The sequence below is a fragment of the Pseudochelatococcus lubricantis genome (genome assembly GCF_042432495.1).
Taxonomy (GTDB): Bacteria; Pseudomonadota; Alphaproteobacteria; order Rhizobiales; family Beijerinckiaceae; genus Pseudochelatococcus; species Pseudochelatococcus lubricantis.
On sequence record NZ_JBHLXC010000012.1, the window covers coordinates 95494 to 122226 of the forward strand.

A 26733-nucleotide genomic window follows, 5' to 3' on the forward strand; every position below is an offset into this window, starting at 1 on the left:
ATTTGTTCTATCTCAAGTTTCGGGAAAAAACATGCATTACATTTACATCTAATTGATCCGGGAGGGGGCGCTGTCTCCCGCTCCGGAAATCGCGACGCCGGCTGCGAGACGTGGAAACAACAATAATGGCCTTGCATTGGTATCCGCGGTTGAGAACCTTCATCGCCCGCTGCCTTCTCTGTATGTCTCTCGCGGCAGCATTCATCCTCGCGTCTCAGGCGCACGCCGGGCAGCTCGGCAACTATCTGCCGGCGCTCGATCCCGGCGCCTTCTTCGACGGCGCCGACAGGTTCGGAGATCCGGAAGGCGAACCGCCGATAGCCCCCGTGCTGAAGGGCGGCGAGCGCCTTGGCTACGTCTTTCTCAATGCCGATTTCACCAGCGCCATCGGCTATTCCGGCAAGCCGATCCATATCGTTGCGGGTATCGATACGGGCGGCGTCATCCACGGGCTGAAGCTCGTCCACCACGACGAACCGATCGTGCTGATCGGCATTCCCGAACCGAAGGTCGTCGCCGCACTCAACAGCATCATCGGCAGGGATATGGGCCGCGTCGCCGCCGGTCTGGAGCGGCCGCCGCAGGCCGATATCGTCAGCGGCGCGACCGTGACGGTGCTGGTGATGGGCGACAGCGTGGTGCGCGCTGCCGTGCGCCTCATCCGCAGCAACCGGCTGGGAGAGGCGCCAGCGCCGGCCGGCGCGGTCGTCAGCGCCATCCGCAAGGTCGACGTGTCGAAAACCGGTGTCGCGGACTGGGACACGCTGCTCGGCGACGGCTCCGTGCGCAGCCTGCGTCTGAGCGTGGGCGAGGTATCGCAGGTGTTTCGCGAGGCCGGCCAGCCGGAGGCGGCCGACCGCCCTGAGTCGCCGTCGCCCGACGACCGGTTCATCGATCTCTTCATCGCCCCCGTCAGTGTGCCGATCATCGGGCGCAGCCTGCTGGGCGACGTGGTGTACGAGCGGCTGAAAAGCCAGTTGAAGGAGGGCCGAAGCGCCATCCTCGTCGCCGGCGATGGCGCCTATTCCTTCAAGGGATCGGGCTATGTGCGCGGCGGCATCTTCGACCGGATCGAGCTGCTGCAGGATGGACAGGGCATCCGCTTCCGCGACCGTAATCACACCCGTCTGGCGGCGCTGGCGGCGGAAGGCGCGCCGCATCTGCGCGAAATCGCGCTGTTCACGGTGCCGGCCGATTTCGCCTTCGATGTCGCCGAGCCGTGGGAACTGCAACTCCTCGTGCAACGCAGCACCTCCGCGCGCGGCAAGGCGGTGCTGCCCTTCAATCTCGGCTACAGCCTGCCGGATGCCTACGTCACCGTCGAGGAGCCGCCCGCCCCGCCACCGGCCGTCACGCCGCCGTCGCCGGCCGAAGCGGCGCCCACCGCCGAGGCCACAGCCGCCCCCTTCCCGGACGACGAGCCGCTGTGGTTTCGCATCTGGCAGATGAACCGGATCGCCATCGGCGTCACGGTCGCCGCGCTGCTCGTGCTCACCGCCATCTTCTTCTTCCAGGACTGGCTCGTGACGCGCCCCCTGCTTTTTCGCCGGGTGCGGCAGGGCTATCTGCTGTTCACGCTGGTGTGGCTCGGCTGGTATATGAACGCCCAACTATCGGTCGTGAACGTGCTGACTTTCGTCAACGCACTGGTGACCGGCTTCTCGTGGGAATTCTTCCTGTCCGCACCGCTCGTGTTCATCCTGTGGGGTGCGGTGGCGGCGGCGCTGTTGTTCTGGGGGCGCGGGCCGTTCTGCGGCTGGCTGTGCCCGTTCGGCGCCCTGCAGGAGCTGACCAACGCCGTCGCCAAACGGCTCTGGGTGCCGCAGATCAGCGTGCCTTGGGGCCTGCACGAGCGGTTGTGGCCGCTCAAGTACATCGTGTTCCTCGGCCTGTTCGGCCTGTCGCTCTATTCCGTCGCGCTCGCCGAGATGTTCGCGGAGGTGGAGCCCTTCAAGACGGCGATCGTGCTGAAGTTCGCGCGCGAATGGCCGTTCGTGATCTTCGCCCTCACGGTGCTGGCGGCCGGCCTCGTCATCGAGCGCTTCTATTGCCGCTATCTCTGTCCGCTGGGGGCGGCGCTCGCCATTCCCGGCCGCATCCGCATGTTCGAATGGCTGAAGCGCTGGCCGGAATGCGGCTCGCCCTGCCAGCGCTGCGCCAACGAATGCCCGGTGCAGTCGATCCATCCGGAAGGGCCGATCAACGTCAACGAGTGCATCTACTGCATGCATTGCCAGGAGCTTTACCACGACGATCACCGCTGCCCGCACATGATCCAGCTGCGGCTGAAGCGGGAGAAGCGCGCGGCGCTGGCGGGGTCCCCCGACGCCGCTCCGGCACCGAAGAAAGCGTCCACCGCCCGGCCTGTGATCACCCATGCGGGCGCGCCGGTCGATCCCTCCGTCGCCATACTGTCCGGCCCGGGAGCGGAGCGGCCGGTTTGAGACGCATCACAAAGGAGAGAAGCCATGTCGCATGAAGAAACGAAGCCGCATATGAGCCGGCGCCAGTTGCTCGGCACCACCGCAGCCGCCGCTGCCGCGGGCGCGGCAAGCGTCGGCGGTGCGTTCACGCTCGCGGGCGGCACCACGACGCCGGCCATGGCACAGAGTGCAACGCCCGCCGGCCGAAGCGGCGCCGGGCACGTCAATGAAGTCAAGCCCGGCGAACTCGATGAATACTACGTCTTTTTCTCCAGCGGGCAGACCGGCGAAGTGCGCATCATCGGCATGCCCTCGATGCGCGAGCTGATGCGCATTCCCGTCTTCAACCGCTGCAGCGCCACGGGCTGGGGGCAAACGAACGAAAGCCGGAAAATCCTCACCGAGGGCCTGCTGCCGGAGTCCGTTGCGTTTCTCGCGGACAAGGGCGGCATCTACATGAACGGCGATCTGCACCACCCGCATCCTTCCTTCACGGAAGGCAGTTATGACGGGCGCTACCTGTTCGCCAACGACAAGGCCAACACCCGCGTCTGCCGCATCCGGCTCGACGTGATGAAATGCGACAAGATCATCCAGCTTCCGAACCAGCACACCGTCCATGGCCTGCGCGTGCAGAAGTATCCGCGGACGGGCTACGTCTTCGCCAACGGCGAGGACCGTGTGCCGATTCCCAACAACGGCAAGATACTGGACGACCACAAGCAGTATCATGCCATTTTCACTGCCATTGACGGCGATACCATGAAAATCGCCTGGCAGGTGATGGTCGACGGCAACCTCGACAACGTGGATGCCGACTATCAGGGCAAGTATGCGTTCGCCACCTGCTACAACTCCGAGGAAGGCGTGACGCTTGAGGAAATGACGGCCAACGAACAGGACTGGATCGTCATTTTCAACCTCAAGCGCATCGAGGAGGCCGTCGCGAAGGGAGACTTCAAGGAGCTGAACGGCGTCCCGGTCGTCGACGGCCGCAAGGGATCGCCCTACACGCGCTATGTGCCGGTGTCCAACAGCCCGCACGGCATCAACACCGCGCCGGACGGCATCCATGTGGTCGCCAACGGCAAGCTGTCGCCGACCGTGACCGTGTTCGATGTACGCAAGTTCGACGATCTGTTCGACGACAGGATCAAGCCGCGCGACACCGTGGTCGCGGAGCCGGAACTCGGCCTCGGCCCGTTGCACACCGCCTACGACGGACGCGGCAACGCCTATACCACCCTGTTCATCGACAGCCAGATCTGCAAGTGGAACATCGAGGACGCCAGGCGGGCCTTTGCCGGCGAGAAGGTCGATCCGGTCCGTCAGAAGCTCGATGTGCAATACCAGCCTGGCCACAATCACACCTCCATGGGGCAGACCAAGGACGCGGACGGCAAGTGGCTGCTGTCGCTCAACAAGTTCTCGAAGGACCGTTATCTCAACGTCGGGCCGCTGAAGCCGGAGAACGACCAGCTTATCGATATCTCCGGTGACGAGATGGTGCTGGTGCACGACGGCCCCTCCTTCGCCGAACCGCACGACGCGACCATCGTTCACCATTCCAAGATCAACCCCGTCAGCGTCTGGGACCGCGCCGACCCGTTCTTCGCCGATGCGGTGAAGCAGGCGGAGGCGGACGGTATCGACCTGCTGCAGGATTCCGAGGTGATCCGCGACGGCAACAGGGTGCGTGTCTACATGACGTCCTCCGCGCCGTCCTTCGGGCTCACGGAGTTCACTGTCAAGGAAGGCGACGACGTGACGGTCTATGTCACCAACATCGACGAGGTGGAGGACCTGACCCACGGCTTCGCCATCATCAACTATGGCGTCAACATGGAAGTCGCGCCGCAAGCCACCGCCTCCGTCAGCTTCACGGCCTCCAAGCCAGGGGTCTGGTGGTATTACTGTTCGTGGTTCTGTCACGCGATGCATATGGAAATGAAGGGCCGCATGCTGGTGGAGCCGAAGGTGGTATGATGCACAGGTTGCGTCACCTGATATCCGGAATGGCGGCGATTGCCGCCCTTCCCTGCGCGGTCTCCGCTGCGGCGATCCATGTCGGCGCGGACGACGCGCGTCCCTTGCAGGCCGTCGTCGATACCGCCGCGCCGGGCGACCTGATCGTGCTCGCGGCGGGAAGCCATGCTGGTCCCGTCACCGTCGACAAGGCGCTGACGCTCGAAGGCGCGCACGGTGCGACGATTACGGGTACGGGACGCGGCAGCGTCATCACCGTGACGGCACCAGGCGTGACCGTGCGCGGCCTGACAGTGACGGGCTCGGGAACGGAACTGTCTGCCATGGATTCGGGCATCTTCGTCGCCCGCACCGCGACCGGCGCGCTGATCGAGAACAACGAGATCGTCGGCAACCTGTGCGGCGTCTATCTGCACGGCGCGGCGGAGTCCGTCGTGCGCGCCAACCGGATCGTCGGCCTGAAGGAGGGGCGCCTGAGCGAGGCGGGCAACGGCGTCACCCTGTGGAACGCGCCGGGCGCGAAAGTGCTCGGCAACGACATCAGCTACGGCCGCGACGGCATCGGCAGCAACTCCAGCAAGCGCAACGTGTTCAGCGGCAACCGCTTCCGCAACCTGCGCTTTGCCGTACACTACATGTATACCAACGACAGCGAAATCCGCGACAACGTCTCCACCGGCAACTCGGTGGGCTTCGCGATCATGTTTTCGAGCCGGCTGAAGGTGCTCGGCAACGTTTCCGATGGCGACCGCGATCACGGCCTGCTGCTGAACTACGCCAACGCCTCCGAAGTCGCCGGGAACACCGTGCGCGGCCGCCTGCAGCCTCCTGACCGCTGGGTGCTCGCCGGCACACGCGACGCCGGGCACGGCATGCCGCAGGACGAGCCGGCCGCCGCGCCGGGCAGCGGGTGGCGTCTCGGGCCGGAGAAGTGCGTGTTCATCTATAACGCCAACCGCAATCGCCTCCGCGACAACCTGTTCGAGAACTGCGCCATCGGCATTCACTTCACCGCCGGTTCCGAAGGCAACAGCATCTTCGACAATGCGTTCGTCAACAACCGCAATCAGGTGAAATACGTCGGCGGCCGCTATCTCGACTGGTCGTACCGCGGGCGCGGCAACTACTGGAGCGACAATCCGGCTTTCGATCTCGACGGAGACGGCATCGCGGACAGCACCTACCGGCCCAACGATCTCATCGACAGGGTGCTGTGGACGTCGCCGCAGGCGAAGATCCTGACGACGAGCCCCGCCGTTCAGGTCATCCGCTGGGCACAGGCCCAGTTTCCGGCGCTGCTGCCCGGCGGCGTGGTGGACAGCCGTCCGCTGATGGCACCGCTGCAACGCGACGAACGGCAGCCGGGGGAGCAACAGCCATGACCGCAACCGTCACCCTGGCCGAGGCCTGCAAGCAATACGGGCGCGTGAACGCGGTGCAGGACGTCTCGCTGACGCTCCATGCGGGCGAGACCGTCGCGCTCGTCGGCCATAACGGCGCGGGCAAGACCACGCTGATCAAGCTGATGCTCGGCCTCATCCGCCCCACCGCGGGCGCGGTGCGCGTACTCGGCGGCGATCCCGCGCGGGGCAGTGCCTCCGCGAGGCGCAGGCTGGGCTATCTGCCCGAAAGCGTGTCGTTTCACCTGGCGCTGACCGGCCGCGAGACCCTCGCCTTCTACGCGCGCCTCAAGCGGGTGGGGCCTAAGCAGGCCGATGCCCTGTTCGAGCGCGTCGGCCTGGCGCCGGCGGCGGTGGACAGGCCGGTGCACACCTATTCCAAGGGCATGCGCCAGCGCCTCGGCCTCGCGCAGGCGCTGCTCGGCGAGCCGCGCGTTCTTTTCCTGGACGAGCCGACGAGCGGCCTCGATCCGGCGCTGCGCCGTCATTTCTATGACCTCATCGAGGAGCTGCGCGCCGGTGGCGCGACCGTACTCCTGTCCTCGCACGCGCTGAGCGAACTCGAAGGGCGGACGGATCGCATCGTCGTCCTCGACAGCGGCACCAGGGTCGCGGACGGCACGCTGGACGACCTGCGGCGCGAGGCGCGCCTGCCCGTCCGCGTGCAGGTGCGCTTCACGGATGGCAAGGGCCAGGCGCACAGGTCGTTCGCCGGGCGCGACTGGACGCGGACGGGCGCCGGCTCCTACGAGACGCGGGTCGACGCCGGCGACAAGATCGCCCTGCTGCGCGCGGTGACGCAGGCGCCCGACGCCATCGCCGACCTCGCCATCGCCGAGCCGACACTCGACGATCTCTACGTGCATTTTCTGGGACGGGCGGAGGCCGGGCGATGACCAATCTCATCATCATCGCGCGCAAGGAGATTCAGGAGGGCCTGCGCAACCGCTGGGTGCTGGCCATGACGTTGCTGCTGGCGGCGCTGGCGCTCACGCTGTCGTTTCTGGGCAGCGCGCCGACGGGCAATGTCGGCGTCGGCCGGCTCGATGTCGTGATCGTCAGCCTGTCCAGCCTGACGATCTTCCTCATCCCGCTCATCGCGCTGCTGATCTCGCACGACGCCATCGTCGGAGAAAGCGAGCGTGGCACGCTGCTGTTGCTGCTGAGCTACCCGGTGAGCCGGCCGCAGGTGATCTTCGGGAAATTTCTCGGCCATATCGCCATTCTCGCCTTCGCGACGCTGACGGGATACGGCGTGGCGGCGGCGGTGCTGGTGGCGACGGGTGCCGTGATCGGCGCGGAAAGCTGGTCGTCCTATCTTGTCATGATCGGCTCGTCGGTGTTGCTCGGCGCCGTGTTCATCGCTATCGGCTATCTCGTCAGCACACTGGTGAGCGAGCGCGGCACGGCGGCGGGCATCGCCATCGGCATCTGGCTCGCGCTGGTGCTGATCTACGACATGACGTTGCTCGGCATCCTCGTGGCGATGCAGGGGCAGGCGCTGCCGGCCGGGCTGCTCGACCTGCTGCTCGTGCTCAATCCCACCGATGTCTACCGCCTGCTGAACCTGTCGTCGGGCGGCGCCTCGGCCCTGTCGGGCATGGGCGGTGTCGCCGCCAACAGCGCGCTCGACGCGCGAACCCTCGTGCTGGCGCTCGTGCTCTGGACCGTGGGGCCGCTGGTGCTGGCGACGCTGGCCTTTTCCCGGCGGGAGCGATGAAGGAGGCCATGATGAAACACCTCTCCGCCGCCGCTCTGGCCCTTGCCGGCCTGCTCCTGATGACGGGATGCCAGCAGGAGGAGACAGCCGCGCCGCCACCGCCCTTCGCGCTCACGGCGGATGCCATGGGCCGCTATTGTGGCATGAACGTGCTGGAGCATCCCGGACCCAAGGGGCAGATCATCCTGCGCCACCTCATCGAGCCGATATGGTTCTCGTCGGCGCGCGACACGCTTGCCTTCACCATGTTGCCGGAGGAGCCGCGCGACATCGCGGCCATTTACGTGTCGGACATGGGCACCGCGCCGACCTGGGAAACGCCGGGCGCGACGAACTGGATCGACGCCCGCAAGGCCCATTTCGTCATCGGCAGCGCCGTGCGCGGCGGCATGGGCGCGCGGGAGGCGGTGCCGTTCGCCGACCTCGCGCAGGCAAGGGCATTCATCGAGCGCAACGGCGGGCGGGTCGTCGGCTTCGACTCCATTCCGCCGGACTACGTGCTGGGGGCGGACGCGGACGCCGGGGAAGATCCGGCCCCCGCCCCTTCCCGGGATCACGATACGGGCGCAGGAGGCAATCATGGATGAACGGTTGCATCGCAGGGGCATGACGCGGCGGCGGGCGATCACGGTCATCGCGGCTTTCGCCGGGTTGCCGCTTCCGGCAGTGGCGGCACGGCCAGACCTCTTCGCGAACACCGGCGCCGCCGTCACTTTCACGGATGGCATCGTTACCTGGCACGGGCAGGCGCTCGGCGCGCCGGCGCAACTCATCCTGCATCACGAGGACGAGGACACGGCGCGCCGGCTGGTCGGGCGGATCGTCGCGGAAGCCGCGCGGCTCGAAGCGATCTTCAGCCTCTACCGCGACGCCTCGGCGCTGTCGGAGCTGAACCGGACGGGCGTTCTCGCCGCGCCGCCCGGGGAACTCGTCGCGCTGTTGCGGCAGTGCCGGGATTTCCACGCCGTGAGCGGCGGCGCGTTCGACCCGACTGTCCAGCCACTGTGGCGCCTTTACAGCCGGCATTTCGCGATGACGCGGAGCGACCCGGGCGGCCCCTCCGCCACCGCGCTGGCGGCGGCACGCACGCTCGTGGGCTTCGAGATGGTGCGTTTCAACCGCGACCGGGTGGCTTTCGCCCGGCCCGGCGTGGCCATGACCCTCAACGGCATCGCGCAGGGCTTCGTCACCGACAGGGCGGTCGACATGATGAAGCAGGCGGGCATGACCTCCAGCCTCGTCGACATGGGCGAAATCCGCGCCGTCGGGTCCCGCGCCGATGGCGCGCCATGGCGGGTCGGCCTCGCCCGCACCGGCGACACCGCTCCCGACAAGATCATCGAACTCACCGAGGCGGCCGTCGCCACGTCGAGCGCCGCCGGCTTCCACTTCGACACGTCAGGGCGCTTCAGCCATCTGCTCGATCCGCGCAGCGGCGCGGCGGCGGCGCGCTATGCCCGCATGTCCGTCATCGCGCCGGACGCCACCACGGCGGACGCGCTGTCGACGGCCTTCAGCCTGATGGAGCCGGATGCGGTGCGCGCCATCACCGCAACGCGGCCCGGCATCGCGGCCGATTTCGTGCTCTCCTCCTGAGGCCCGGCCGTTCAGCACCGTGAGGGGTCTTCCGTCGCGGTGCCGACGGTCGGCGCCCGCATCATCGGCAGGAAGGCGTGCAGCCACAAGGCGAATGCCGCCGCCCACAGCAGCGCGCCGAGCGCGTAATGCGGCCCCATGAGGAAGGTCGCGAAGCCGAGTTCCGGCAAGGTGCGGACGAGGGCCGCCGCCGCCATGGCCACCACCGCGGCGTGGGCCTGCCACGGCAGCACCAGATCATGCCCGGTGTGGCGCAGCCCGGCGATCACGAACACCGCCATGATCGCCATGCCGAGCGCGCCGAGCGTCAGCAGATGCACGCCCGTGGCGGGGGCGAGCGTCATGCCGGCGATGCCGATGTCCAATCCGCCGAGCCCGACGACGAAGAAGCCGATGCCGGCGAACAGGTTGGCGAGCGCCAGCGCCAGTACCTGCGTTCTGAACAGAGCGCGGCCGATGAACCATTCGGTCAGCCTGTCCATGAATGTCGCCCCAGCCGCGAGTGCGAGGAAGGCGGGCGCGAGGGAGTCGGGAAAGGCGAGCGCCGCCGCGCCATAGAGCGCCACCATGCCGGCGGCGAGATTCTGGCGGCCGGGATGCGGGCGGTAGGGCGTCGTCCCGCCGCTCGGGTCCAGCGCCAGATTGATGACGACCACGCCGATGCGCGCCACCGACAGCGTGAAGAACGCCATGAAGATGCACACCGCCGCCATCAGCAGCCGGTGTGAAAGCTCGTAGTCCTCCACGAACCACGCCACCCGGATGCCGATCTCCGTCAGCGCGAAGAGCGCCACCCACAGCACGAACGAGCCATGCCGGGCGCTGCGACGCAGCAGGAGCGGCTTCAGCACATACCACCCCAGCACGGCGAGGAATGCGGCGTCGCTTGCTCCCGCGAGCGGCGAGAGCACATCGGCGCCGACAAGACCGGCGAGCCTGCCCGGCAGCCACAGGGCGAGCAGGAGGAGAAGCGCCCCACCCCTGCGCGGCGGCGTATCGGTCCATTCCGGCATGGCGGATGTCAGAAATCCGGCCAGCGCCATGCCGTAGGTGCCGTAGATCATCTCGTGCGCGTGCCACTGGCTCGGCGGGATCGCGGCCGCGAACGGCAGGTCGAGCCCGTAGAGGATGACCCAGAGCACCGGCCAGAGCGCACCATGCGCCGCCGCCACCGGAAAGAACAGCCGCAGCCCTTCGGTGAGCACCGGCGGCACGAACGTGGGCGCGGAGGCCGGCGCGGCATGGCGATGCGTGTTCATGCCCGCCCCCGGCGGTCGGCGTCGAACAGCTCGGCGAAGACGGGATCGGCCGACCAACCCTCGACAATGTCGAAGACGGTCCGGTTGTCGCGCCTGCCCGGCTCCCCGGCGATGGCGCGCTGATCGACGATACGGCCGTCGACGCCGGAGAGCACGATCAGCCGGTGCGCCACCCTCACCGCCTCGGCGAGATCGTGGGTGACGAACAGCGCCGAAAAACGCGCCCGCCGCGCTGCCGCGATCACCAGATCCTGCAACGCGCGCCGAAGGCCGACATCGACCGCCGTGAACGGCTCGTCGAAGAACATCACATCCGGCTCCACGGCGAGGGCTCGCGCAACCGCCGCGCGCTGGCGCATGCCGCCCGAAAGCTCAACCGGATATTTGTCGAGATCGTCGCGGTCGAGCCCCACATCGAGCGCCCGCGCCTCGGCGACCGCGCCGCGCTCGGCCCTGCCGCGGCCAGCGACCTTCAGCCCGTAGGCGATGTTGTCGCGCGCCGTCAGCCACGGCAGCAGGCGCGGCTCCTGAAACACGACGGCGTGCCGGCGGTAGTGCCGGCGCACCCGCCCGCGCAGAGGCTCGACAAGGCCGGCGGCAATCTGGAGAATCGTGGTCTTGCCGCAGCCGGACGGCCCGGCGAGCGCCACCACCTCCCCCTCGCCCAGCACGAGGTCGAAATCCTCGAATACCGTGCGCCCGAGCCACGCATGGCCAACCTTGTCGAGCGCCAGCTTCATTGCCTTTTGCTCCGTCATCGCTTGACGCCCCATGGCAAGCCGGCGCTGCGCCAGCGCTCCGTCATCTCGCGCAGCGGGTTCAGCATGCCGTATTCGGTGATCAGCGCGAAGGCGACGACGAGCAATATCCACGCCGTCACCAGCGGGATGTCGAACAGGGCCCGCGCCGTCGCGAGCTGCCCGCCTATGCCACCGGTGTTCGACAGCAGTTCGGCCATGACGGTCACCTTCCATGCATTCCCGGCCGTCGTGGTCCACGCCGGAAACAGGTAGGACAGGAGATGCGGCAGGGTGACGGTGCGAAAGCGTGTCGGCAGCGAGGCGCCGAACGAGCGCGCCATGGCGTCGAGCGCCCGGTCGCGCGTGGCGGCCCCCTCCAGCGCGCCCGCGAAGGAGATCGGGAACGAGGCCAGCACCACGGTGAGCACGGCGGAACCGCCGCCCGATCCGAACCAGATGAGCGCCAGCACGATCCACGCGATCGGCGGCACGCCGAGGATCACGGTTACGATGGGGCGCATGATGCGCATGGCGGCGAACGAATAGCCCGCCACGGACCCCGCGAGCGTACCGAGGCCGGCGGCGAGCAAAAAGCCGCCGAGCGAGCGCCACGCCGTCTCGGACGCCGCCTGCGCCAGTTCCGGCCCCTCGAACAGGCCGATGAGCACGGTCACCGTCTCCAGCGGCGCGGGAAGGATAAAGGAGCCGTAAAACTCGTGTCCCGCCTGCCAACCCGCCGCGAGGCAGAACAGCCCGGCAAGCCCCACCCATCCGGCCCAGACGTAGCGCCCCAGCCACACGGTGGCGGCAACGAACGCGCGTGCGCCCGCGCGAAGCCACGCCGGCATGGCGCGGCGCGCTTCCCCGACGCGCGGCCCCTCAAAGGGCGAAGAAACCGTCATCGGGCTGCTTTCCGCCAATGATGCGCGGGTCTGCCTCGGCCAGCGCATCGAACAGGGCCGCGAGGTCCGCCCTCGCCGCGCTGGCGCGGCGCACCACGAGACTGCTGAACGGAATCGCCCGCTCGATCACTGGCGCGGGCAGTTCCAGCGCCGGCGCGGCGACGGCGGCGGCGGCGGCCGGGTCCTTCAGCACGCTGCCGAGCGCGCCTTCGAGCGCCGTCTGCAGGGCGGCGATACCTCCGCCGCCGATATCGGCGGCGAGCTTGTCGGTGATCGCGAGGCCCGCCTGCGGAATGGCCTGCCTGCCCGTGATCTTCCGCCACACCTCCTGCGCGTCGATGGCGCGCTCCAGCGTCCTGCCGGCCGTTGCCGCCCTCAGGATGGCGGCGCTGGCCAGCGGTTCGGTCAGGAAGGCTGCGTCGGCGCGGCCCGTCAGCAGCAGCTGGACGGCCTCCGCCGGCGTCCCGGAATAGTCGACCTCTATGTCGGATGCGGCCAGGCCAGCGGAGGCGAGCAGGCGGCGGAAGATGAAATCCGGCATGTCATTGCGGAACGGCACCGCGACCTTGCGGCCCCGGAGGCCGGCTATGTCCTTCACCGTGCCGGAAGGAGCGACGACGAAGAGCAGGCCGTCGGTGAGCACGTTGAGCAGCCGCACGCCAAGCCCGCGGTTGTATAGGTTCGATGCGACATAGGTCGGCACCACAACCGCCCGGAACGTTCCGGCGCTGATACCGGCACGCATCTCGTCGGGCGTCTTCCACACCTTGAAGGTAACGTCGGGCGCGACCTCCTTCAGCGCACCGCTGGCGACGGCCTGCGCCAGTACGATCGAGGGCGCTGCGGGTGGCCCCCACAGCACGAGCGGTTCGGCGGCGCGCGCACGCGCGGCCAGGCTGGCGAATGCCAGACCCGCGATGAACGAACGGCGGTCAACCATGATTGTCTCTCCCTTCGCGCCCCCGGCGCGCTGAACTTCATCGCGCGCACGGCGCGCGAACGGGCATGCCATCAGAATGTTGCCTTGACCCCGGCGAAGAACCCGCGCCCGTCGCCGGGCAGGAACGCCGCCTGATCGGCGGTCGCCTGATCCACGATGAGCGTGGAAGAGGCGTAGGTTTCGTCGAAAATGTTGGTGATCTCGCCGAACACCGTGAACGTGTCGTTGATGCGATATTCGGTGCGCACATCCACCACCGCCCAGGCGTCGGCGTAGAGCGTGTTCATGTTGTCGACCGGCGTCTTTTCCGGCGACCAGCGCACCGCGCCCTGCAGCGTCCATTTGTCGGTCGCCTGGAACTGCAGCGCCGCCGTCACGAAATGGCGTGGCGCGCCAGCCAGCCGGTTGTCGCCGCGTACGGGATCGCCGTCGAAGCGGAAGTCCTGATAGGTATAGGCGATGCGGCCCGACCAGCGCTCCCAGAGCTTTGCGCCGAAACCCAGTTCGACGCCGAAATGCGTCGTCCTGTCGGCATTGACCGCACCGAGCGATGCTCCGGTGGCATCGCGCAGGCTGAGCAGCTCGTCCCTCACCCAGGAATAGTACGTCACGGCGTCCCACGAGAAATCGCCGTAGCGCCCGCGCCAGCCAGCCTCGACGGTGGTCGCGGTCTGCGCATCGAGATCGGGTGTGGCGAAGGCCGCCGCGGCGAGGCGCGGGTTCGCCGGGTTCGGCCGGCCGGGGCTGCTGTTTGGCGTGCCGTTGACGGTCGCGAGCAGATCGTCATGGGTCGGCGGCTCGAAGCTGCGGCTGACGGCGGCGAAGACGGTCTGATTCTCGTCCGGCCGCCAGGTCACGCCGAGGCTCGGGCTCCAGCCATCATAGGAGCGGTCGTAACTCGTGTTCTGCGTCGGCACCGCGCCGTTGGGCAACAGGATGGAGGGGCGCGCCGGGTTGAAGGCCGTCGTCGGACGAGTCGGCAGCGCCCAACGGTCCTTGTTCTCGCGCGTCGCGTGCGCGTAGGAGATCGCCGGGGAGAAAGTGAACTTCTCCCAAAGGGGAATGTTCAGCCCGGCGAACAGCGACAGCGTCGAGGCGTCGAGGTCGCTCCGCCCGAACGGCTGTCCCTGCTGGCCGCCGATGTTGAGATAATTGCCGCGCTCCGCGGAGCCGACCGTGTACTGCGCCGTCGCCTCGAACAGCGGCAGGGGGCTGTCCGCGTCCGGCTTGTAGGCGTAGCGCCCGAGCAGGGTGAAGTCACCGCCCTTCGTTGTGCGCACGCCCGAGGAAATGGGGAAGCGGAACATGTCGTCCGTATAGGTATAGCCGAAGGCGCCGTCGAGGATGTGCGCGCCGAAGGTCGCCGTGGTGCGCGAGCCGATCAGGAATTGCGTCGCCTCGCGGCGCGGCCGGTCGCGGTGCACGTTGGGGCCGGGATAGATCGCGCCCGATGGCGTGACCACGGGGCCGCCCCAGTTCTGGGACGGGCGCGCCTTCAGCGCATCCCACGGCAGCGGCCCGGCGACGTCGAAGGCGAGATCGCGGTAACCGGCGAAGACGCGCGTCGTTACGGTGTCGGACCATGCGAAGCCGACATTGCCGCCGACGCTCAGCCGCCGCGAGCCGTTGTAGTCGCGGAAGCCGTCGCGGGTGGTGAAGTCGGCCTGCAGCAAGCCGTCATAGGCCTCGCCGCCGAAACCGGCCTGGCCTGCCACATTCGCCTGCCCGAAGCTGCCACCACTCACCGACAGGCGCGCGCCGGGCGCATCCGACCCCTTGGGCGAAATGAAGTTGAGCGCGCCGCCCAGCACAGTCGCGCCGAGCCTGTTGGCGGTATAGCCCCGGAAGACTTCAATGGCGTCCGCCTGCTGCGGATCGGCAAAGCCGACGATATAGGAGCCGTCCGCGCGGTTGAGCGGCAGGCCGTCCTGCAGCACGAGGATGCCGCGCTCGACCGGGTTCTGCTGCAGGCCGGAACCGCGAATCTGGATGCGCGGCTGGTCGTTGCCCCCGAAGAAGCTCTGCACGATGACGCCCGGCACGCTTTCCAGCGCGTGCGCCACAGTCGGGTTTCCGGTAGGTGCGATTGCGTCGCGCGGCACCAGCGCGACGCCGCCGGCGATGGCGTTAAGCCGCTGCTGCAACGCGGCCGAATCCTCCCCGGTGCGGGTGGCTTCCACGACGATGGGCTCCAGTTCGAGCACCGTGCCGGGCGCGGCCGATTGCGCCAGCGCCCACTGGCTCGTGGTGGATAAGAGCAGCGTCGTGACGACAGGTGCCGATTTCCAGATAATTCCCATGCTTCCCTCGCCATCGCGCGCCGAATACACGTCGTGTATTGGAGTTATTCTAAAGATATATTTCAAATTCATCTTTTATGACGAGAGGCCACATTCGCCTTGGCGTGTCATTGATCCAGCGCAAGGAGTTTGGGTGGTGGAAAATCCGGAGGTCCGCCGCCCGCCACGCCTCACGCGAAACGGCCGCGCGGCAAATTGCCCCAATCCGATGAGCAGAGAATCAATATATAGTGCTCGTTAAGATTTACGGCTCTACATGTAGATAAACGGCTGGAGCTTCCGGCCGTGACACGCGATAGCGGAGGATCCGGATGCAAGCTGCTCACCATTGCTCCCGTTCAGCCCTGCCCGGGAGCGGCGTGACCGTCGACGCCGTCTCGACCATCGACGAATATCTCGAACGGACCGACTGGCGGGTCAACGCGAACGCCAACCAGGGCTATTCGCTCGGCGGCCTGATCCTCAACACCTCCGGCAAGATGGTGGCCAATTACTGGCTGTCGCACGTCTATCCCGACCGCATCGGAGACGCGCACCGCGACGGCGACCTGCATATCCACGATCTCGACATGCTGGCGGGCTACTGCGCCGGGTGGTCCCTGCGCACGCTACTCGCGGAGGGGCTGAACGGTGTCCCGGACAAGGTGGAAGCCGGCCCGCCCCGGCACATGTCGAGTGCCGTCGGACAGATCGTCAATTTCCTCGGCACGCTCCAGAACGAATGGGCCGGCGCGCAGGCCTTCAGCTCCTTCGACACCTACATGGCGCCCTACGTGCGCATCGACCGGCTCGGCTACGATCAGGTGCGCCAGCATATGCAGGAGCTGATCTACAACCTGAACGTCCCCTCGCGCTGGGGCACGCAGACGCCGTTCACCAATCTGACTTTCGACTGGACATGCCCCGAGGACCTGCGCGGCGAGGTGCCGGTGATCGGCGGCCGGGAAGCCGGCTTCACCTACGGCGAGCTGCAAGCCGAGATGGACATGATCAACCGTGCGTATATGGAGGTCATGGCGGCGGGCGACCACAGGGGCCGGGTCTTCACCTTCCCCATTCCCACCTACAACATCACGCCGGATTTTCCGTGGGAGAGCGAGAATGCCCGACGCCTCTTCGCCCTCACGGCGAAATACGGGCTGCCCTATTTCCAGAACTTCATCAATTCGGACATGAAGCCGAACATGGTGCGCTCCATGTGCTGCCGGCTGCAGCTCGATCTCGGCGAACTGCTCAAGCGTGGCAATGGCCTGTTCGGCAGCGCGGAGCAGACCGGCTCCCTCGGCGTCGTCACCATCAACTGCGCCCGGCTCGGCTATCTCCACAAGGGCGACGAGGAGGCGCTTTTCGGGCGGCTCGACGCGCTGCTGGCCATCGGCCGCGACAGCCTCGAAATCAAGCGCCGCGTCGTGCAGCGGCTCATCGATGACGGCCTGCTGCCCTATACACGGCGTTATCTCGGCACGCTGCGGAACCATTTCTCGACGCTCGGCGTCAACGGCATCAACGAGATGATCCGCAATTTCACCGGCGATGCACACGACATCACCACCGATCATGGCCACGCCTTTGCCCTGCGCGTGCTCGATCACACGCGGGCTAGGATCGTCGGCTTCCAGGAGGAGACCGGCCATCTCTACAATCTGGAAGCGAGCCCCGCGGAAGGCGCGACCTATCGCTTCGCCAGGGAGGACCGCAAGCGCTATGCGGATATCCTGCAAGCCGGCACCCGGCACGAGCCCTATTACACCAACTCCAGCCAGTTGCCGGTCGGCTTCACCGACGATCCGTTCGAGGCGCTGATGCGGCAGGATGCCCTGCAGTGCAGGTACACCGGCGGCACGGTGCTCCATCTCTACATGGGAACGCGGCTTTCCTCGGCGGAGGCCTGCGGCACGCTGGTCCGCCGCGCACTGGAGAACTTCCGCCTGCCCTACATCACCGTCACCCCCACGTTCTCGATCTGCCCGAAGCACGGATACATCGCGGGCGAGCACGAGTTCTGCCCGAAGTGCGATGCGGAACTTCTGGAACGGCGGCATGCATCCGCCTGAACGAAAGGAAAGACCATGAAAGAGACGACAATCGCCATCGCCGCGCGGGATACCGTTCCCTCCGCCCCTGTCGCGCCGCACGACGAGGAGCGCCAGCGCTGCGAGATCTGGACCCGTGTGATGGGCTATCACCGCCCGGTGTCCTCGTTCAACCGCGGCAAGAAGGGCGAGTTCCATGAACGCCTCTACTTTACGGAAGAGCGCACGCGCCACGGTTGAGCGGAACGCGGACCCCATCCGGATCGGCGGCCTTGAGCGCCTGTCGCTGTGCGACTGGCCCGGCAGGCTCGCCGCGACCGTCTTCTGTCAGGGGTGCCCGTGGGATTGCCCCTATTGCCACAATCCGCATCTGCTGCCCGCCCGGGGGCGGGAGATGCTGCCTTGGCCCGGCGTGCTCGCCTTTCTGGAAACCCGGCGCGGACTTCTGGACAGTGTGGTGTTTTCGGGCGGCGAGCCCACGATGCAGAAGGGTCTGCCGGACGCAATCCGGCAGGTCCGCGCTTTTGGGTTCGGCATCGGCCTGCATTCCGCCGGCCCCTATCCGCAGCGGCTTGCGACGGTGCTGCCGCTCGTCGACTGGGTGGGGTTCGACGTCAAGGCCGCCTTCGGCGAATACGACCGCGTTACCCGCGTGCCCCTTAGCGGCAAACGGGCAAAGGAGAGCCTGCGACATCTGCTGGAAAGCGGGGTTGCATTCGAATTGCGCACGACGGCCGATCCCCATCTGCTGGATGAAGCGGCTGTCGAGCGGCTGCGGGCGGACCTTGCGGACATGGGCGCGCCGCCGCACAGGCTCCAGTCCTTCCGGTCCGTCGGCACCCGTTACCCGACGAGCGAAAAAAGTCCCGGCCGCAGTTGAGGAAGCCCGCATCGCGTTCGTGAACGCGATGGCGCTTCACGCAGCCGGCTTTATACCGAAGTCGGCCGGGGTGAGGACGATGTCCGCGAGCGTGTGGCGGTCCATCGTTGCCATGAACGCCTGCAGCGCCTCAGTCAACACGCCGCGCAACCGGCATTGGCAGGAAATGCGGCAGATGGCTCCGTCTCCCTTTTGGGCGGCAAAACACTCGACAAGGGCGAAGTCCGGCTCCGTGGCGCGCAGCACGTCGCCGAGACGGATGCTCGCTGCCTCCCGCGCCAGCGTCAGCCCGCCGGAGCGGCCGCGCACCGCCTTGAGAAAGCCAGCGCGCGTCAACTGATTGGTGACCTTCATCAGGTGGTTGCGCGATATCCCGTAGACGGCCGCCGTTTCCTCGATGGTGATCAGGCGATCCCGGCAAGTCGCCGCATACATCAGGATGCGCAGGGCATAGTCCGAGAAATTCGTCAGCCGCATCGGCGCGCCCGGTTACCAGTGACTGTCGGGATCATGCAACTCGCCTTATAACAATATGCTTCCCCGTGAAAAGGCCGGAGACCGCCGCCGCGCGACCTGTCCGCCCGCACCGGGGGCCGACGGGCCTGACTCATCGGCCCGGGCGAAGCCCGCGCGGCGTTTGAATGAAGCAAAGTCGGCATCGGTCAGGAGGACCGGGGTCGATGGCACTGATGCAAGCATTTATCTATGCATACCAAATTCGTCTTTTGCAAGCCGCGCACGGGTTTTCCGCCTGCGGGCGGCGCAAAGCAGGGCGGCCCGGCGGGCGCAGCGGCAAACAGGCCATAGTTTGTGCGGCGACAAAGACATTTTGTCGCGGCTGCCGGACCATGTCCGGGAAATGGCGCGCACGCCGGTCGGAAGTCGCGCCGGATCGAGGACTCGCAGAGCGTGATGCCTTCCAGCTGAAGGACCATCCCGGTCTGTTCATTTGAGCGAGCATCGTCTGTTACGGAAAGCGGCATCCGCTTTTCGGGACTGTGCTCTGGCCCGGAATCGCCCGGCGTGGCTCCGGGTCAACCGTGCCGCTGTCGTTGCCGAAACACCGGAGCCGTTTCCATGAACCCGCGCCCTGCCGCTTCCCTCCCCGCAACGCGGGATCTCGATGTACGCCTCCTCATACGTGCCGGGCGGGAACCGTTCACCGCGATCATGGCCGCGACAGATGCGCTCGCTCCCGGCGAGCGGCTGCGGCTGATCGCGCCGTTTCGCCCCGCGCCGCTATTCGACATCATGACCCACCGGGGATTTTCCGCGACGGACCGCCAGTTGCCCGGTGGCGCGTGGGAGGTGATCTTCACCCCCATCGCCAGCCCGCCGCCGGAAGAGGGGCTGGCGCCCGGCTCGTGTCCGGGTGCGACGCTCTGGCCGGAGCCGGTGGCCATGCTCGATCTCACCGGCGTGGCGCCACCCGGGCCGAAGGAGCGGATTCTCGAAGTGCTGGACGGCCTCACCCCCGGCGACGTGCTCTTCGCGCTTCTGGACGGCGAGCCCGGCCAGATCCTGCCCGAACTCGCCATGCACGGGCACGAATGGGCCGGCAACCTGAGCGCGGCGGGCGACGCCTATCGCCTGCTGGTGCGCAAGGGCGCGGGCGACGAATAACCCCATCCGGCGGACAACAGCTGCCCGCACCGCGAGGCGGTGGCGACGGCCCTTGCGGCCGTCTTTCGCCACGTTCGCGGCCCGGCCGCGCCGCCTGTTTGCGCTGCGACAAACAGCGTGTCCGGATAGTCCCGGAAGGTTGTTTCGGCACAACGAACGCGGTCACCCGACATGTAAATTGGAGAACGACAGACCGGGCAAGGGAACCGGCGCAATAACCGAAAGGAAGAACCATGAGCAAGTTCCCAATGACGCGACGCACACTTTTTGCCGGGGTGACGATGGCTGGCGTGATGGCTCAGCTCAACAACGGCGCGGCACAGGCGCAGCATGCGGTTCCCGCCGCCGCGGGCAACGGCGCTGCGGGCCTGCCGCGGGTCAAGGTCGACCTGGTCGACCCGCCCTTCGTGCATGCCCACGAACAGGTCGCGACCGACGGACCGAAGATCGTTGAATTCGAGCTGGTCATCGAGGAAAAGAAGATCGTCCTTGATGCCGACGGCACGGAAACCATCGCCTTCACGTTCAACGGCACCGTGCCGGGGCCGCTGATGGTGGTGCATGAGGGCGACTATGTCGAGCTGACGCTGGTCAACCCGGCGAGCAACGAACTCCTGCACAACATCGACTTCCACAGCTCGACCGGCGCGCTGGGCGGCGGCGCCCTCACGCAGGTCAACCCCGGCGAAAAGGTCGTGCTGCGTTGGAAGGCGACGAAGCCGGGCGTGTTCGTCTACCACTGCGCCCCTCCCGGCATGGTGCCGTGGCACGTCGTTTCGGGCATGAACGGGGCGATCATGGTGCTGCCGCGCGACGGGCTGAAGGACGGCCAGGGCAACCCGCTCCGCTACGACAGGGTCTACTATGTCGGGGAGCAGGACTTCTACGTGCCGCGCGACGAGAACGGCAAGTTCAAGAAGTACGACACCGCCGGCGAGGCCTATGAGGATCAATTGAAGGTGATGCGGACGCTGACGCCCACTCATATCGTCTTCAACGGCCGTGTCGGCGCACTCACGGGAGACGGCGCACTGACCTCGAAGGTGGGCGAGACGGTACTGATCATCCACAGCCAGGCCAACCGCGACACCCGGCCCCACCTGATCGGCGGACACGGCAACTACGTCTGGGCGACCGGCAAGTTCCGCAACCCGCCGGAGCTGGATCAGGAGACGTGGTTCATCCCCGGCGGCACGGCGGGAGCGGCGCTCTACACCTTCGAGCAGCCCGGCGTCTATGCCTACGTGAACCACAACCTGATCGAGGCCTTCGAACTCGGCGCGGCCGCGCACTTCAAGGTCGAGGGCCAGTGGAACGACGACCTGATGACGCAGGTGCGCGCGCCGGCAGGCGTCTGACGCATCCTCCGCCCCCTCCCGCGCGGGAGGGGGCCATCGCTTCCCTGTAACCCGACATCGTTTTCCGGCCCACTCTCTCGGCCGATCCGTCGGCCCACAGGAGCCTTCCATGCACGGGTTTTCGCTATTCGTCGGGGCAGCGGCCTTCGCGGCGGCCGGGGCCCTGCTTATCCCGCTCGATGCCGCCAGCGGCGGTGAGATTTCGCCGAAGAGCTCGTCCGCGCCGAAGGTGGTGCGTCTTGATCCGCATCCATTCACGCACCGGGTCGATGGCGAATGGACCCGGCAGGGCCGTCCCGTCGACGCTCCGAAGGTGACGGTAAAAATCCCGGCGCCGGTCGACATCATGGCCTATCCGGTCAGCGTCGCGGACTATCTGGCCTGCGTGGCCGAGGCGGTCTGCGCGGCGCCCGGCGGCCCTGCCGACCGCAGCGACCTGCCGGTGACGGGCGTCAGCTATCAGGACGCGACGGCCTATGCCGGCTGGCTGTCGAGGAAGACCGGCGCGACGTGGCGGCTGCCAACCGACGCGGAATGGGCGCACGGCGCCGGCAGCCGTTTCGCAGACGACGCGCTCGGCGTGGCGGAGGACAGCAACAACCCCGCCGTGCGCTGGCTGGCCCTCTATGATGCGGAGACGGCGCGCAGCCGTGGCCGCGACAGGACGGTCAAGCCCCTTGGGGCGGTCAATGTCAACGAACTCGGCGTTTACGACATCGGCGGCCCGGTCTGGGAATGGACCTCCACCTGCCTGCAGCGGGTGGAAACCGATGCGGGCGGCGCCGTCACCGCCCGGAACGAGATCTGCGGCATCTATATCGTCGAGGGCCAGCACCGCGCGGCGCTGACATTCTTCGTCCGCGATCCGAAAAGCGGCGGCTGCTCGGTCGGCACGCCGCCCGACAACATCGGTTTCCGGCTGGTGCGCGAAATCAGGCCCGGGGTCATCGATCGCCTCATGAAATGGCTTTCGTCCTGACTTCGGCATTCAAATGGCTGGAGGCTGTTGGTGACCATGGACAGCCTCTAGGCAACGGCCCCGTTTTGCGGCACCAATGAGTGACGCGATGAAACGGGAGCGGGGCATGGCGATCGATATTTCTCTGGTCCGCGCGCTGCCGCTTTTCAGCCGGGTGAGCGATGCGGAACTGTCGCGGCTGATGACGCGCGCCGCCGGTCGCAGGGTGCCGAAGGGCGAGGCGGTGTTCGAGCAGGGCAAGGTCGCCGATACGTTCTACCTCCTGTTGCACGGCAGGCTGAAGGTGTCGCAGGTCACCCCGGACGGCCAGCAGGTCATGGTCCGCATCGTGCATCCGGGCGACCTCTTCGGCTTCGCCCGCGCGCTCAACCGGCCGGATTATCCCGGCACGGCCCGCGCAGCGGTGGACAGCATCGTCGTCGGCTGGCCGATGTCCGACTGGGATGCGGTGGTGGAGGCCAATCCCCGCCTCGCCATCAACGCCATGCAGACGATCGGCGAGCGGCTCGATGAGGCCCATACGCGCCTGCGCGAGATGTCCACGCAGGAAGTCGAGCGCCGCATCGCCCACGCCGTTCTGCGTCTGGCCGAGAAAGCCGGGCGGCAGGAGGCGGGCGGCACCCGCATCGACTTTCCCATCACCCGGCAGGACATCGCCGAGATGACGGGCACCACCCTCCACACGGTTTCCCGCACCCTCTCCGCATGGGAGGGACAAGGGCTGGTCGAGAGCGGGCGGCAGAAGCTGACCGTCTGCGATGCCGACGGGCTGACCCGGATCGCCGACGGACAGGGCTGAGCGCCCCCGGCATCAGCTCCGTTGTTTGTGAAAACGCAAAATCCGGGATAGCCGGCCGGGGTATCTCCAATACAAGCGGCTGGAGCGCTTTCCGATCACAATTCGCTCGGAACGAGAAATCTGACCTGTTTCAACGGAAACAGGTCAGATTCCAGCCCGCGAAGGAGGTAGAAAGGCGTTTTCCCGATGACTGTTCCGCTGTCGCCAGCCCTGCGCCGCATGGCGCACCATTCGCGCCTCTTCATGGCCATGCCGGAGGAGCTTGCCGCGCCGCTGCTCGCCGCCGCGCGCACCGTCTGCTATCTGCGCGGCGATACGATCTTCCGGCAGGGCGATACGGCGCGGTTCCTGCATATCGTTGCCGGCGGCTGGGTCAAACTCTGCCGCATCGCGCCGAACGGCACGGAGGCCGTCGTCGGCGTCTTCACCAACGGCCAGAGTTTCGGCGAACCGGTGGCGCTCAGGGGCGCGCCCTATCCTGTTTCGGCCCAGGCGGCGACCGACTGCACGCTGATCGAGGTGCCATCGGAAGCGCTTCTCGGCCTGATCCGCAGCCGGCCCGAAGCCGCGATCTCGCTTCTGTCCGCGACGTATCTGCACTTGCACGCCCTCGTTTCCCAGATCGAGCAACTGAAGGCCCAGTCCGGAACGCAGCGGGTGGCCGAATTCCTGCTGGAGTTGTGCCCCGCCGGTTCCGAGGCCGCGACGGTGACGCTGCCCTACGACAAGACGCTGATCGCCGGACGCCTCGGGATGAAGCCCGAAAGCCTGAGCCGCGCCTTCGCCCGCCTGCGGGCGCACGGCGTCGTCGTGCGCCACATCAGCGCGGCCATCGCTTCTACCACCGCCCTTCGGCACCTGATCGCGGAAGATCCCGGCGCGGCCTGGACGCGCGCCCTTTAGAAGCTGTCCTGTTTACGTTGAAACAGGACAGATTCCAGGTTCCTTATTTTGAGCGAGTTCCGAGCGATCAATTGATTCCATCTGATCGGAACGCGGCCTCTGATGCGGATGGGACGCAAGAAGATCGGAGCACGCCCGGCCTCACGCCACCAGCTGCCGGTAGATTTCCGGCAGCGCACCGGTCAGGCGGTCGGGATCGCGGATGACTGCATAGCCGCCCCGCCCGAAGAGCCGCGCGAACCATGCCTTGCCCTCGCGGTCCACCGTGATGCCGAAGACGGCCTGCCCCGCGCGCCGGGCCTCGCGGACCGCCATGGCACTGTCCTCGATGCCGTGGCGGCCCTCGTAGTGGTCGAGGTCGTTCGGCTTGCCGTCGGTGATGACGATCAGCAGCCTGCGCGCCTTGGCCTGCGTCGCGAGCCCTGCCGAAGCGTGGCGCACCGCCGCGCCCAGCCGCGTGTAGAAGCCGGGACGCAGCGCCGCAATCCGCCCTTCGATCTCCCGACTCATCGGCTCGGCGAAATCCTTGCAGTCGTGCAGGTAGACACGGTCGCGCCGCAGCGACGAAAAGCCATGGATGGCGAAGCTGTCGCCGCAAGCGTCGAGCCCCCAGGCGAGCGCGGCCAGCGCCTCGCGTTCGATCTCGATAACAGCGCGCCCGGCCACGGCCGACTCGGTGGAGCGCGAGACATCGAGCAGGATCGACACGGCGAGATCGCGGCTCATGGGCCGCGCCTGCCGCCAGACGCGGTCGTTGCCCCGCCCGGTGGCCGCGAGGTCGGTGACGGCGCGCAGGGCGGCGTCCATGTCGAGTTCGTCACCGTCCAGCTGGCCGGCGGTGAGAACCCGCCCCGGCCGCATGGCCTCGAACTGGCGACGCACGGCGCGGATACGGCGGCGCGCAGCCGGATCATCGCTGACGGCGTGGGCGGGGTCCGCCGCCACTGGCGCGGCAAGCACGCGCACATGGCCCTGAAGATAGCTTCCCGCCCGCGTGTCCCATTCCGGATAGACGAAGGCGCCGGCGAGCCGTTCGCGGTCGACGTCCTCGGGCGCGAGGTCGAGATGCAGCTTCAGCCGTGTCGCCGGCGCCTTCGATATCTGCCCGAGGCCGATTTCCTCCTGGTCGTCTATCGCCTTGCGGGCATTGTCGAAGTCGTCGTCTTCGACACGGCGGTTGAGGTTGAGAAACTCGGCCCAGGAAAGCAACGCCTCGAACTTGTGCAAGATCAGGCTGTCCTTGCGCTCGGCGAGGTCCGCGCGGTGGCGGCGCGCGCGCCTGGGCGTGTCGTCCGCGCCGCTCTCGCCGGCATCGCCTTCCGCCGGGCGCGTTTCGACCTCGGCGGGCGCGGAAACGCCGACGGCCCGCAGGTCGGGCCACAACGGCACAGGAAGAAAGCTGCGATAGCCGGAAGGCGCGCGAAAAGCGGCGAAATCGCCGTTGCCCAGCGCGGCGAGCATCGCATGATCCGGCAGCGCGGCATCCCCCAGCAGGTGGCGCACCAGCGCTTCCACCCGCGCCTCGGCTCCCGCCAGCCGCCGCCGTGGTCGCGCCGCCAGATGCGCGGCCGCGAGATCGGTGTGAAGCGCCGCCAGCCCCGGCGCGTGCACGAGTGTCGCCCGCGTCATCCGGCGCGCGGCCGCAATCGCCGCCAGATCGGCGCGCAGGGGATCGTCTTGCGCGATGCGCGCCGGCGCATGCGCCACCATCGCCGCGAGCCAGACATAAAGCGCCGCGTTCGCAGCCCGCTCCGGAAAGACGGCAAGCGACTCCGGCAGGCGCAGCACCTCGCCGTCGAAACTCGCGTGCGGCAGCTTCTCCGCCTCCACCGCGAGCCGACGCCGGAACGACAGCCGGTGGCGGCTCACCTCCTGCACCGCCGCCTTCAACTCCACGGCGGGATTGCCGCCCAGCCCCCGGAACAGCACCGCAAGCCGCCCGGAAACTTCGGCGAGCCGCACCCGCGCCCCGTCATGCACGACCGGCGCGTCGAGCCGCGAGGCAAAGGCGTGCCAAAGCTTGCCGACGCTTTCCTCCGGCTCCCAAAACTCGATCTCCACCGGTTCGAACGCCATGGCATCAACCCATGATGGCGACGACGAGATCGAGCAGCCCGCGCCGCACCTCCTCGTCGTCGGTCAGCGGCTCGATCATGGCGGCGAGCACCGCGCGCTCCACCGGCATGCCGCCATTGATCAGCGTGGCGGCATAGACCACGAGCCGCGTGGAGACGCCCTCCTCCAGATCCTGCCCCTTCAGCCCGCGCAGCTTGTTCGCCAGCCGCACCAGCGGCTGCACCCGCGTCTCGGCGAGCCCGCTTTCGCGCGCGACAACGGGCACCTCGTGCTCCGGCTTCGGGAAGCCGAATTCCACGGCGAGGAAGCGCTGGCGCGTCGAGGGTTTCAGCGTCTTGAGGATGTTCTGGTAGCCGGGATTGTAGGAGGCGACGAGCATGAAGCCGGGCGCCGCCGCCAGTTCCTCGCCCGTGCGGTCGAGGGGCAGGATGCGCCGGTCGTCGGTGAGCGGGTGCAGCACGACGGTGACATCCTTGCGCGCCTCCACCACCTCGTCGAGATAGCAGATCGCACCCTCGCGCACGGCGCGGGTCAGGGGGCCATCCACCCACACAGTCTCGCCGCCCTTGAGCAGGTAGCGCCCGATCAGGTCGGCGGCGGACAGATCGTCGTGGCAGGCGACCGTGTAGAGCGGCCGTCCGAGCCGCGCCGCCATATGGGAGACGAAGCGCGTCTTGCCGCAGCCGGTGGGGCCTTTCAGCAGCAGCGGCAACCGGTTGCCATGCGCAGCGGCGAAGATTTCGCACTCGTCTGCCTGCGGCAGATAGAAGGGGGCCTGCGCCGTCTGCGTCTCCACCATGCGGATTCCGTTCATTC

General features: G+C 67.5%; 22 protein-coding genes and 1 pseudogene. 15 read left to right on the top strand and 8 right to left on the bottom strand.

Translation table 11 applies throughout. The features are described 5' to 3' along the window. Positions 1–125: 125 nt before the first annotated feature. Genes ACFFJ7_RS16015 through ACFFJ7_RS16045 form a run of 7 tightly spaced genes read left to right on the top strand, consistent with a single transcriptional unit; the run spans position 126 to position 9125 of the window. Positions 126–2444, top strand: a complete 2319-nt coding sequence (locus ACFFJ7_RS16015; RefSeq protein ID WP_377593627.1) for a 4Fe-4S binding protein — start codon at positions 126–128, stop codon at positions 2442–2444. Between the two features lie 24 nt (positions 2445–2468). Beyond that, the gene (gene nosZ / locus ACFFJ7_RS16020; protein ID WP_377593629.1) at positions 2469–4409 is read left to right on the top strand and encodes a TAT-dependent nitrous-oxide reductase; all 1941 of its coding nucleotides are present in this window, start codon (positions 2469–2471) and stop codon (positions 4407–4409) included. A gap of 29 nt (positions 4410–4438) precedes the next feature. Beyond that, a complete protein-coding gene (locus ACFFJ7_RS16025; protein WP_377593631.1) occupies positions 4439–5791 on the top strand; it encodes a nitrous oxide reductase family maturation protein NosD in 1353 nt (450 codons plus the stop codon). After that, positions 5788–6705, top strand: coding sequence for an ABC transporter ATP-binding protein (locus ACFFJ7_RS16030; protein WP_377593633.1), 918 nt, complete (start codon positions 5788–5790; stop codon positions 6703–6705). The genes ACFFJ7_RS16025 and ACFFJ7_RS16030 overlap by 4 nt, the downstream gene beginning before the upstream one ends. Further along, the gene (locus ACFFJ7_RS16035; protein WP_166955423.1) at positions 6702–7529 is read left to right on the top strand and encodes an ABC transporter permease; all 828 of its coding nucleotides are present in this window, start codon (positions 6702–6704) and stop codon (positions 7527–7529) included. Before ACFFJ7_RS16030 ends, ACFFJ7_RS16035 begins: the two co-directional genes overlap by 4 nt. A gap of 8 nt (positions 7530–7537) precedes the next feature. Next, positions 7538–8116: a nitrous oxide reductase accessory protein NosL gene (locus ACFFJ7_RS16040; protein ID WP_377593636.1), complete on the top strand. Its 579-nt coding sequence runs from the start codon at positions 7538–7540 to the stop codon at positions 8114–8116. Continuing rightward, a complete protein-coding gene (locus tag ACFFJ7_RS16045; protein ID WP_377593638.1) occupies positions 8109–9125 on the top strand; it encodes an FAD:protein FMN transferase in 1017 nt (338 codons plus the stop codon). The genes ACFFJ7_RS16040 and ACFFJ7_RS16045 overlap by 8 nt, the downstream gene beginning before the upstream one ends. A gap of 11 nt (positions 9126–9136) precedes the next feature. On the opposite strand, the gene ACFFJ7_RS16050 is transcribed toward ACFFJ7_RS16045, so the two are convergent. The 5 genes from ACFFJ7_RS16050 to ACFFJ7_RS16070 all read right to left on the bottom strand — a co-directional run bounded on the left by ACFFJ7_RS16050 (position 9137) and on the right by ACFFJ7_RS16070 (position 15266). Further along, positions 9137–10384, bottom strand: coding sequence for an NnrS family protein (locus tag ACFFJ7_RS16050; protein WP_377593640.1), 1248 nt, complete (start codon positions 10382–10384; stop codon positions 9137–9139). Next, the gene (locus tag ACFFJ7_RS16055) at positions 10381–11142 is read right to left on the bottom strand and encodes an ABC transporter ATP-binding protein (RefSeq protein ID WP_166955431.1); all 762 of its coding nucleotides are present in this window, start codon (positions 11140–11142) and stop codon (positions 10381–10383) included. The genes ACFFJ7_RS16050 and ACFFJ7_RS16055 overlap by 4 nt, the downstream gene beginning before the upstream one ends. Next, on the bottom strand, positions 11139–12026 hold the full coding sequence (locus ACFFJ7_RS16060; RefSeq protein WP_377593643.1) for an ABC transporter permease: 888 nt from the start codon (positions 12024–12026) through the stop codon (positions 11139–11141). Before ACFFJ7_RS16060 ends, ACFFJ7_RS16055 begins: the two co-directional genes overlap by 4 nt. Next, on the bottom strand, positions 12004–12966 hold the full coding sequence (locus ACFFJ7_RS16065; protein WP_377593645.1) for an ABC transporter substrate-binding protein: 963 nt from the start codon (positions 12964–12966) through the stop codon (positions 12004–12006). Before ACFFJ7_RS16065 ends, ACFFJ7_RS16060 begins: the two co-directional genes overlap by 23 nt. Positions 12967–13037: 71 nt before the next feature. Continuing rightward, complete coding sequence (locus ACFFJ7_RS16070; protein ID WP_377593647.1) at positions 13038–15266, bottom strand: TonB-dependent receptor family protein; 2229 nt, start codon at positions 15264–15266, stop codon at positions 13038–13040. Positions 15267–15577: 311 nt separating this feature from the next. On the opposite strand from ACFFJ7_RS16070, the pseudogene ACFFJ7_RS16075 reads away from it, so the two are divergent. Then, positions 15578–17539, top strand: a pseudogene (locus tag ACFFJ7_RS16075) (ribonucleoside triphosphate reductase). After that, complete coding sequence (locus ACFFJ7_RS16080) at positions 17496–18179, top strand: anaerobic ribonucleoside-triphosphate reductase activating protein (RefSeq protein ID WP_166955452.1); 684 nt, start codon at positions 17496–17498, stop codon at positions 18177–18179. The pseudogene ACFFJ7_RS16075 and the gene ACFFJ7_RS16080 overlap by 44 nt, the downstream one beginning before the upstream one ends. 36 nt (positions 18180–18215) lie before the next feature. Here ACFFJ7_RS16080 and ACFFJ7_RS16085 read toward each other — a convergent pair whose 3' ends face one another. Beyond that, on the bottom strand, positions 18216–18656 hold the full coding sequence (locus tag ACFFJ7_RS16085) for an Rrf2 family transcriptional regulator (RefSeq protein WP_377593648.1): 441 nt from the start codon (positions 18654–18656) through the stop codon (positions 18216–18218). A 203-nt stretch (positions 18657–18859) separates the two neighbouring features. On the opposite strand from ACFFJ7_RS16085, the gene ACFFJ7_RS16090 reads away from it, so the two are divergent. The 6 genes from ACFFJ7_RS16090 to ACFFJ7_RS16115 all read left to right on the top strand — a co-directional run bounded on the left by ACFFJ7_RS16090 (position 18860) and on the right by ACFFJ7_RS16115 (position 23841). Next, a complete protein-coding gene (locus tag ACFFJ7_RS16090; RefSeq protein ID WP_377593650.1) occupies positions 18860–19132 on the top strand; it encodes a hypothetical protein in 273 nt (90 codons plus the stop codon). 124 nt (positions 19133–19256) lie between these two features. Further along, positions 19257–19802, top strand: coding sequence for a DUF2249 domain-containing protein (locus ACFFJ7_RS16095; protein WP_377593652.1), 546 nt, complete (start codon positions 19257–19259; stop codon positions 19800–19802). Positions 19803–20035: 233 nt separating this feature from the next. Next, positions 20036–21160: a copper-containing nitrite reductase gene (nirK, locus tag ACFFJ7_RS16100; RefSeq protein ID WP_166955467.1), complete on the top strand. Its 1125-nt coding sequence runs from the start codon at positions 20036–20038 to the stop codon at positions 21158–21160. A 109-nt stretch (positions 21161–21269) separates the two neighbouring features. Beyond that, positions 21270–22139: an SUMF1/EgtB/PvdO family nonheme iron enzyme gene (locus tag ACFFJ7_RS16105; protein ID WP_377593655.1), complete on the top strand. Its 870-nt coding sequence runs from the start codon at positions 21270–21272 to the stop codon at positions 22137–22139. A gap of 106 nt (positions 22140–22245) precedes the next feature. Continuing rightward, positions 22246–22938 (top strand): Crp/Fnr family transcriptional regulator, encoded by a 693-nt coding sequence (locus tag ACFFJ7_RS16110; RefSeq protein WP_166955471.1) that lies wholly within the window; start codon positions 22246–22248, stop codon positions 22936–22938. A 186-nt stretch (positions 22939–23124) separates the two neighbouring features. Beyond that, positions 23125–23841, top strand: coding sequence for a Crp/Fnr family transcriptional regulator (locus tag ACFFJ7_RS16115; protein ID WP_377593657.1), 717 nt, complete (start codon positions 23125–23127; stop codon positions 23839–23841). A 141-nt stretch (positions 23842–23982) separates the two neighbouring features. Here the strand turns inward: ACFFJ7_RS16115 and ACFFJ7_RS16120 are convergent, their stop codons facing one another. Together ACFFJ7_RS16120 and ACFFJ7_RS16125 are read right to left on the bottom strand one after the other, a co-directional pair. Continuing rightward, on the bottom strand, positions 23983–25917 hold the full coding sequence (locus ACFFJ7_RS16120) for a nitric oxide reductase activation protein NorD (RefSeq protein ID WP_377593659.1): 1935 nt from the start codon (positions 25915–25917) through the stop codon (positions 23983–23985). A gap of 4 nt (positions 25918–25921) precedes the next feature. Next, positions 25922–26731: a CbbQ/NirQ/NorQ/GpvN family protein gene (locus ACFFJ7_RS16125; protein WP_377593661.1), complete on the bottom strand. Its 810-nt coding sequence runs from the start codon at positions 26729–26731 to the stop codon at positions 25922–25924. Positions 26732–26733 lie beyond the last annotated feature (2 nt).

Coding starts and splice junctions, on each gene's coding strand:
- ACFFJ7_RS16080 (WP_166955452.1), top strand. CDS start 17,496: ATGAACGCCTCTACTTTACGGAAGAGCGCACGCGCCACGGTTGAGCGG.
- ACFFJ7_RS16035 (WP_166955423.1), top strand. CDS start 6,702: ATGACCAATCTCATCATCATCGCGCGCAAGGAGATTCAGGAGGGCCTG.
- nirK (WP_166955467.1), top strand. CDS start 20,036: ATGAGCAAGTTCCCAATGACGCGACGCACACTTTTTGCCGGGGTGACG.
- ACFFJ7_RS16095 (WP_377593652.1), top strand. CDS start 19,257: ATGAACCCGCGCCCTGCCGCTTCCCTCCCCGCAACGCGGGATCTCGAT.
- ACFFJ7_RS16055 (WP_166955431.1), bottom strand. CDS start 11,142: ATGACGGAGCAAAAGGCAATGAAGCTGGCGCTCGACAAGGTTGGCCAT.
- nosZ (WP_377593629.1), top strand. CDS start 2,469: ATGTCGCATGAAGAAACGAAGCCGCATATGAGCCGGCGCCAGTTGCTC.
- ACFFJ7_RS16105 (WP_377593655.1), top strand. CDS start 21,270: ATGCACGGGTTTTCGCTATTCGTCGGGGCAGCGGCCTTCGCGGCGGCC.
- ACFFJ7_RS16025 (WP_377593631.1), top strand. CDS start 4,439: ATGGCGGCGATTGCCGCCCTTCCCTGCGCGGTCTCCGCTGCGGCGATC.
- ACFFJ7_RS16120 (WP_377593659.1), bottom strand. CDS start 25,917: ATGGCGTTCGAACCGGTGGAGATCGAGTTTTGGGAGCCGGAGGAAAGC.
- ACFFJ7_RS16060 (WP_377593643.1), bottom strand. CDS start 12,026: ATGACGGTTTCTTCGCCCTTTGAGGGGCCGCGCGTCGGGGAAGCGCGC.
- ACFFJ7_RS16040 (WP_377593636.1), top strand. CDS start 7,538: ATGATGAAACACCTCTCCGCCGCCGCTCTGGCCCTTGCCGGCCTGCTC.
- ACFFJ7_RS16065 (WP_377593645.1), bottom strand. CDS start 12,966: ATGGTTGACCGCCGTTCGTTCATCGCGGGTCTGGCATTCGCCAGCCTG.
- ACFFJ7_RS16085 (WP_377593648.1), bottom strand. CDS start 18,656: ATGCGGCTGACGAATTTCTCGGACTATGCCCTGCGCATCCTGATGTAT.
- ACFFJ7_RS16110 (WP_166955471.1), top strand. CDS start 22,246: ATGGCGATCGATATTTCTCTGGTCCGCGCGCTGCCGCTTTTCAGCCGG.
- ACFFJ7_RS16115 (WP_377593657.1), top strand. CDS start 23,125: ATGACTGTTCCGCTGTCGCCAGCCCTGCGCCGCATGGCGCACCATTCG.
- ACFFJ7_RS16015 (WP_377593627.1), top strand. CDS start 126: ATGGCCTTGCATTGGTATCCGCGGTTGAGAACCTTCATCGCCCGCTGC.
- ACFFJ7_RS16050 (WP_377593640.1), bottom strand. CDS start 10,384: ATGAACACGCATCGCCATGCCGCGCCGGCCTCCGCGCCCACGTTCGTG.
- ACFFJ7_RS16045 (WP_377593638.1), top strand. CDS start 8,109: ATGGATGAACGGTTGCATCGCAGGGGCATGACGCGGCGGCGGGCGATC.
- ACFFJ7_RS16125 (WP_377593661.1), bottom strand. CDS start 26,731: ATGAACGGAATCCGCATGGTGGAGACGCAGACGGCGCAGGCCCCCTTC.
- ACFFJ7_RS16030 (WP_377593633.1), top strand. CDS start 5,788: ATGACCGCAACCGTCACCCTGGCCGAGGCCTGCAAGCAATACGGGCGC.
- ACFFJ7_RS16090 (WP_377593650.1), top strand. CDS start 18,860: ATGGCACTGATGCAAGCATTTATCTATGCATACCAAATTCGTCTTTTG.
- ACFFJ7_RS16070 (WP_377593647.1), bottom strand. CDS start 15,266: ATGGGAATTATCTGGAAATCGGCACCTGTCGTCACGACGCTGCTCTTA.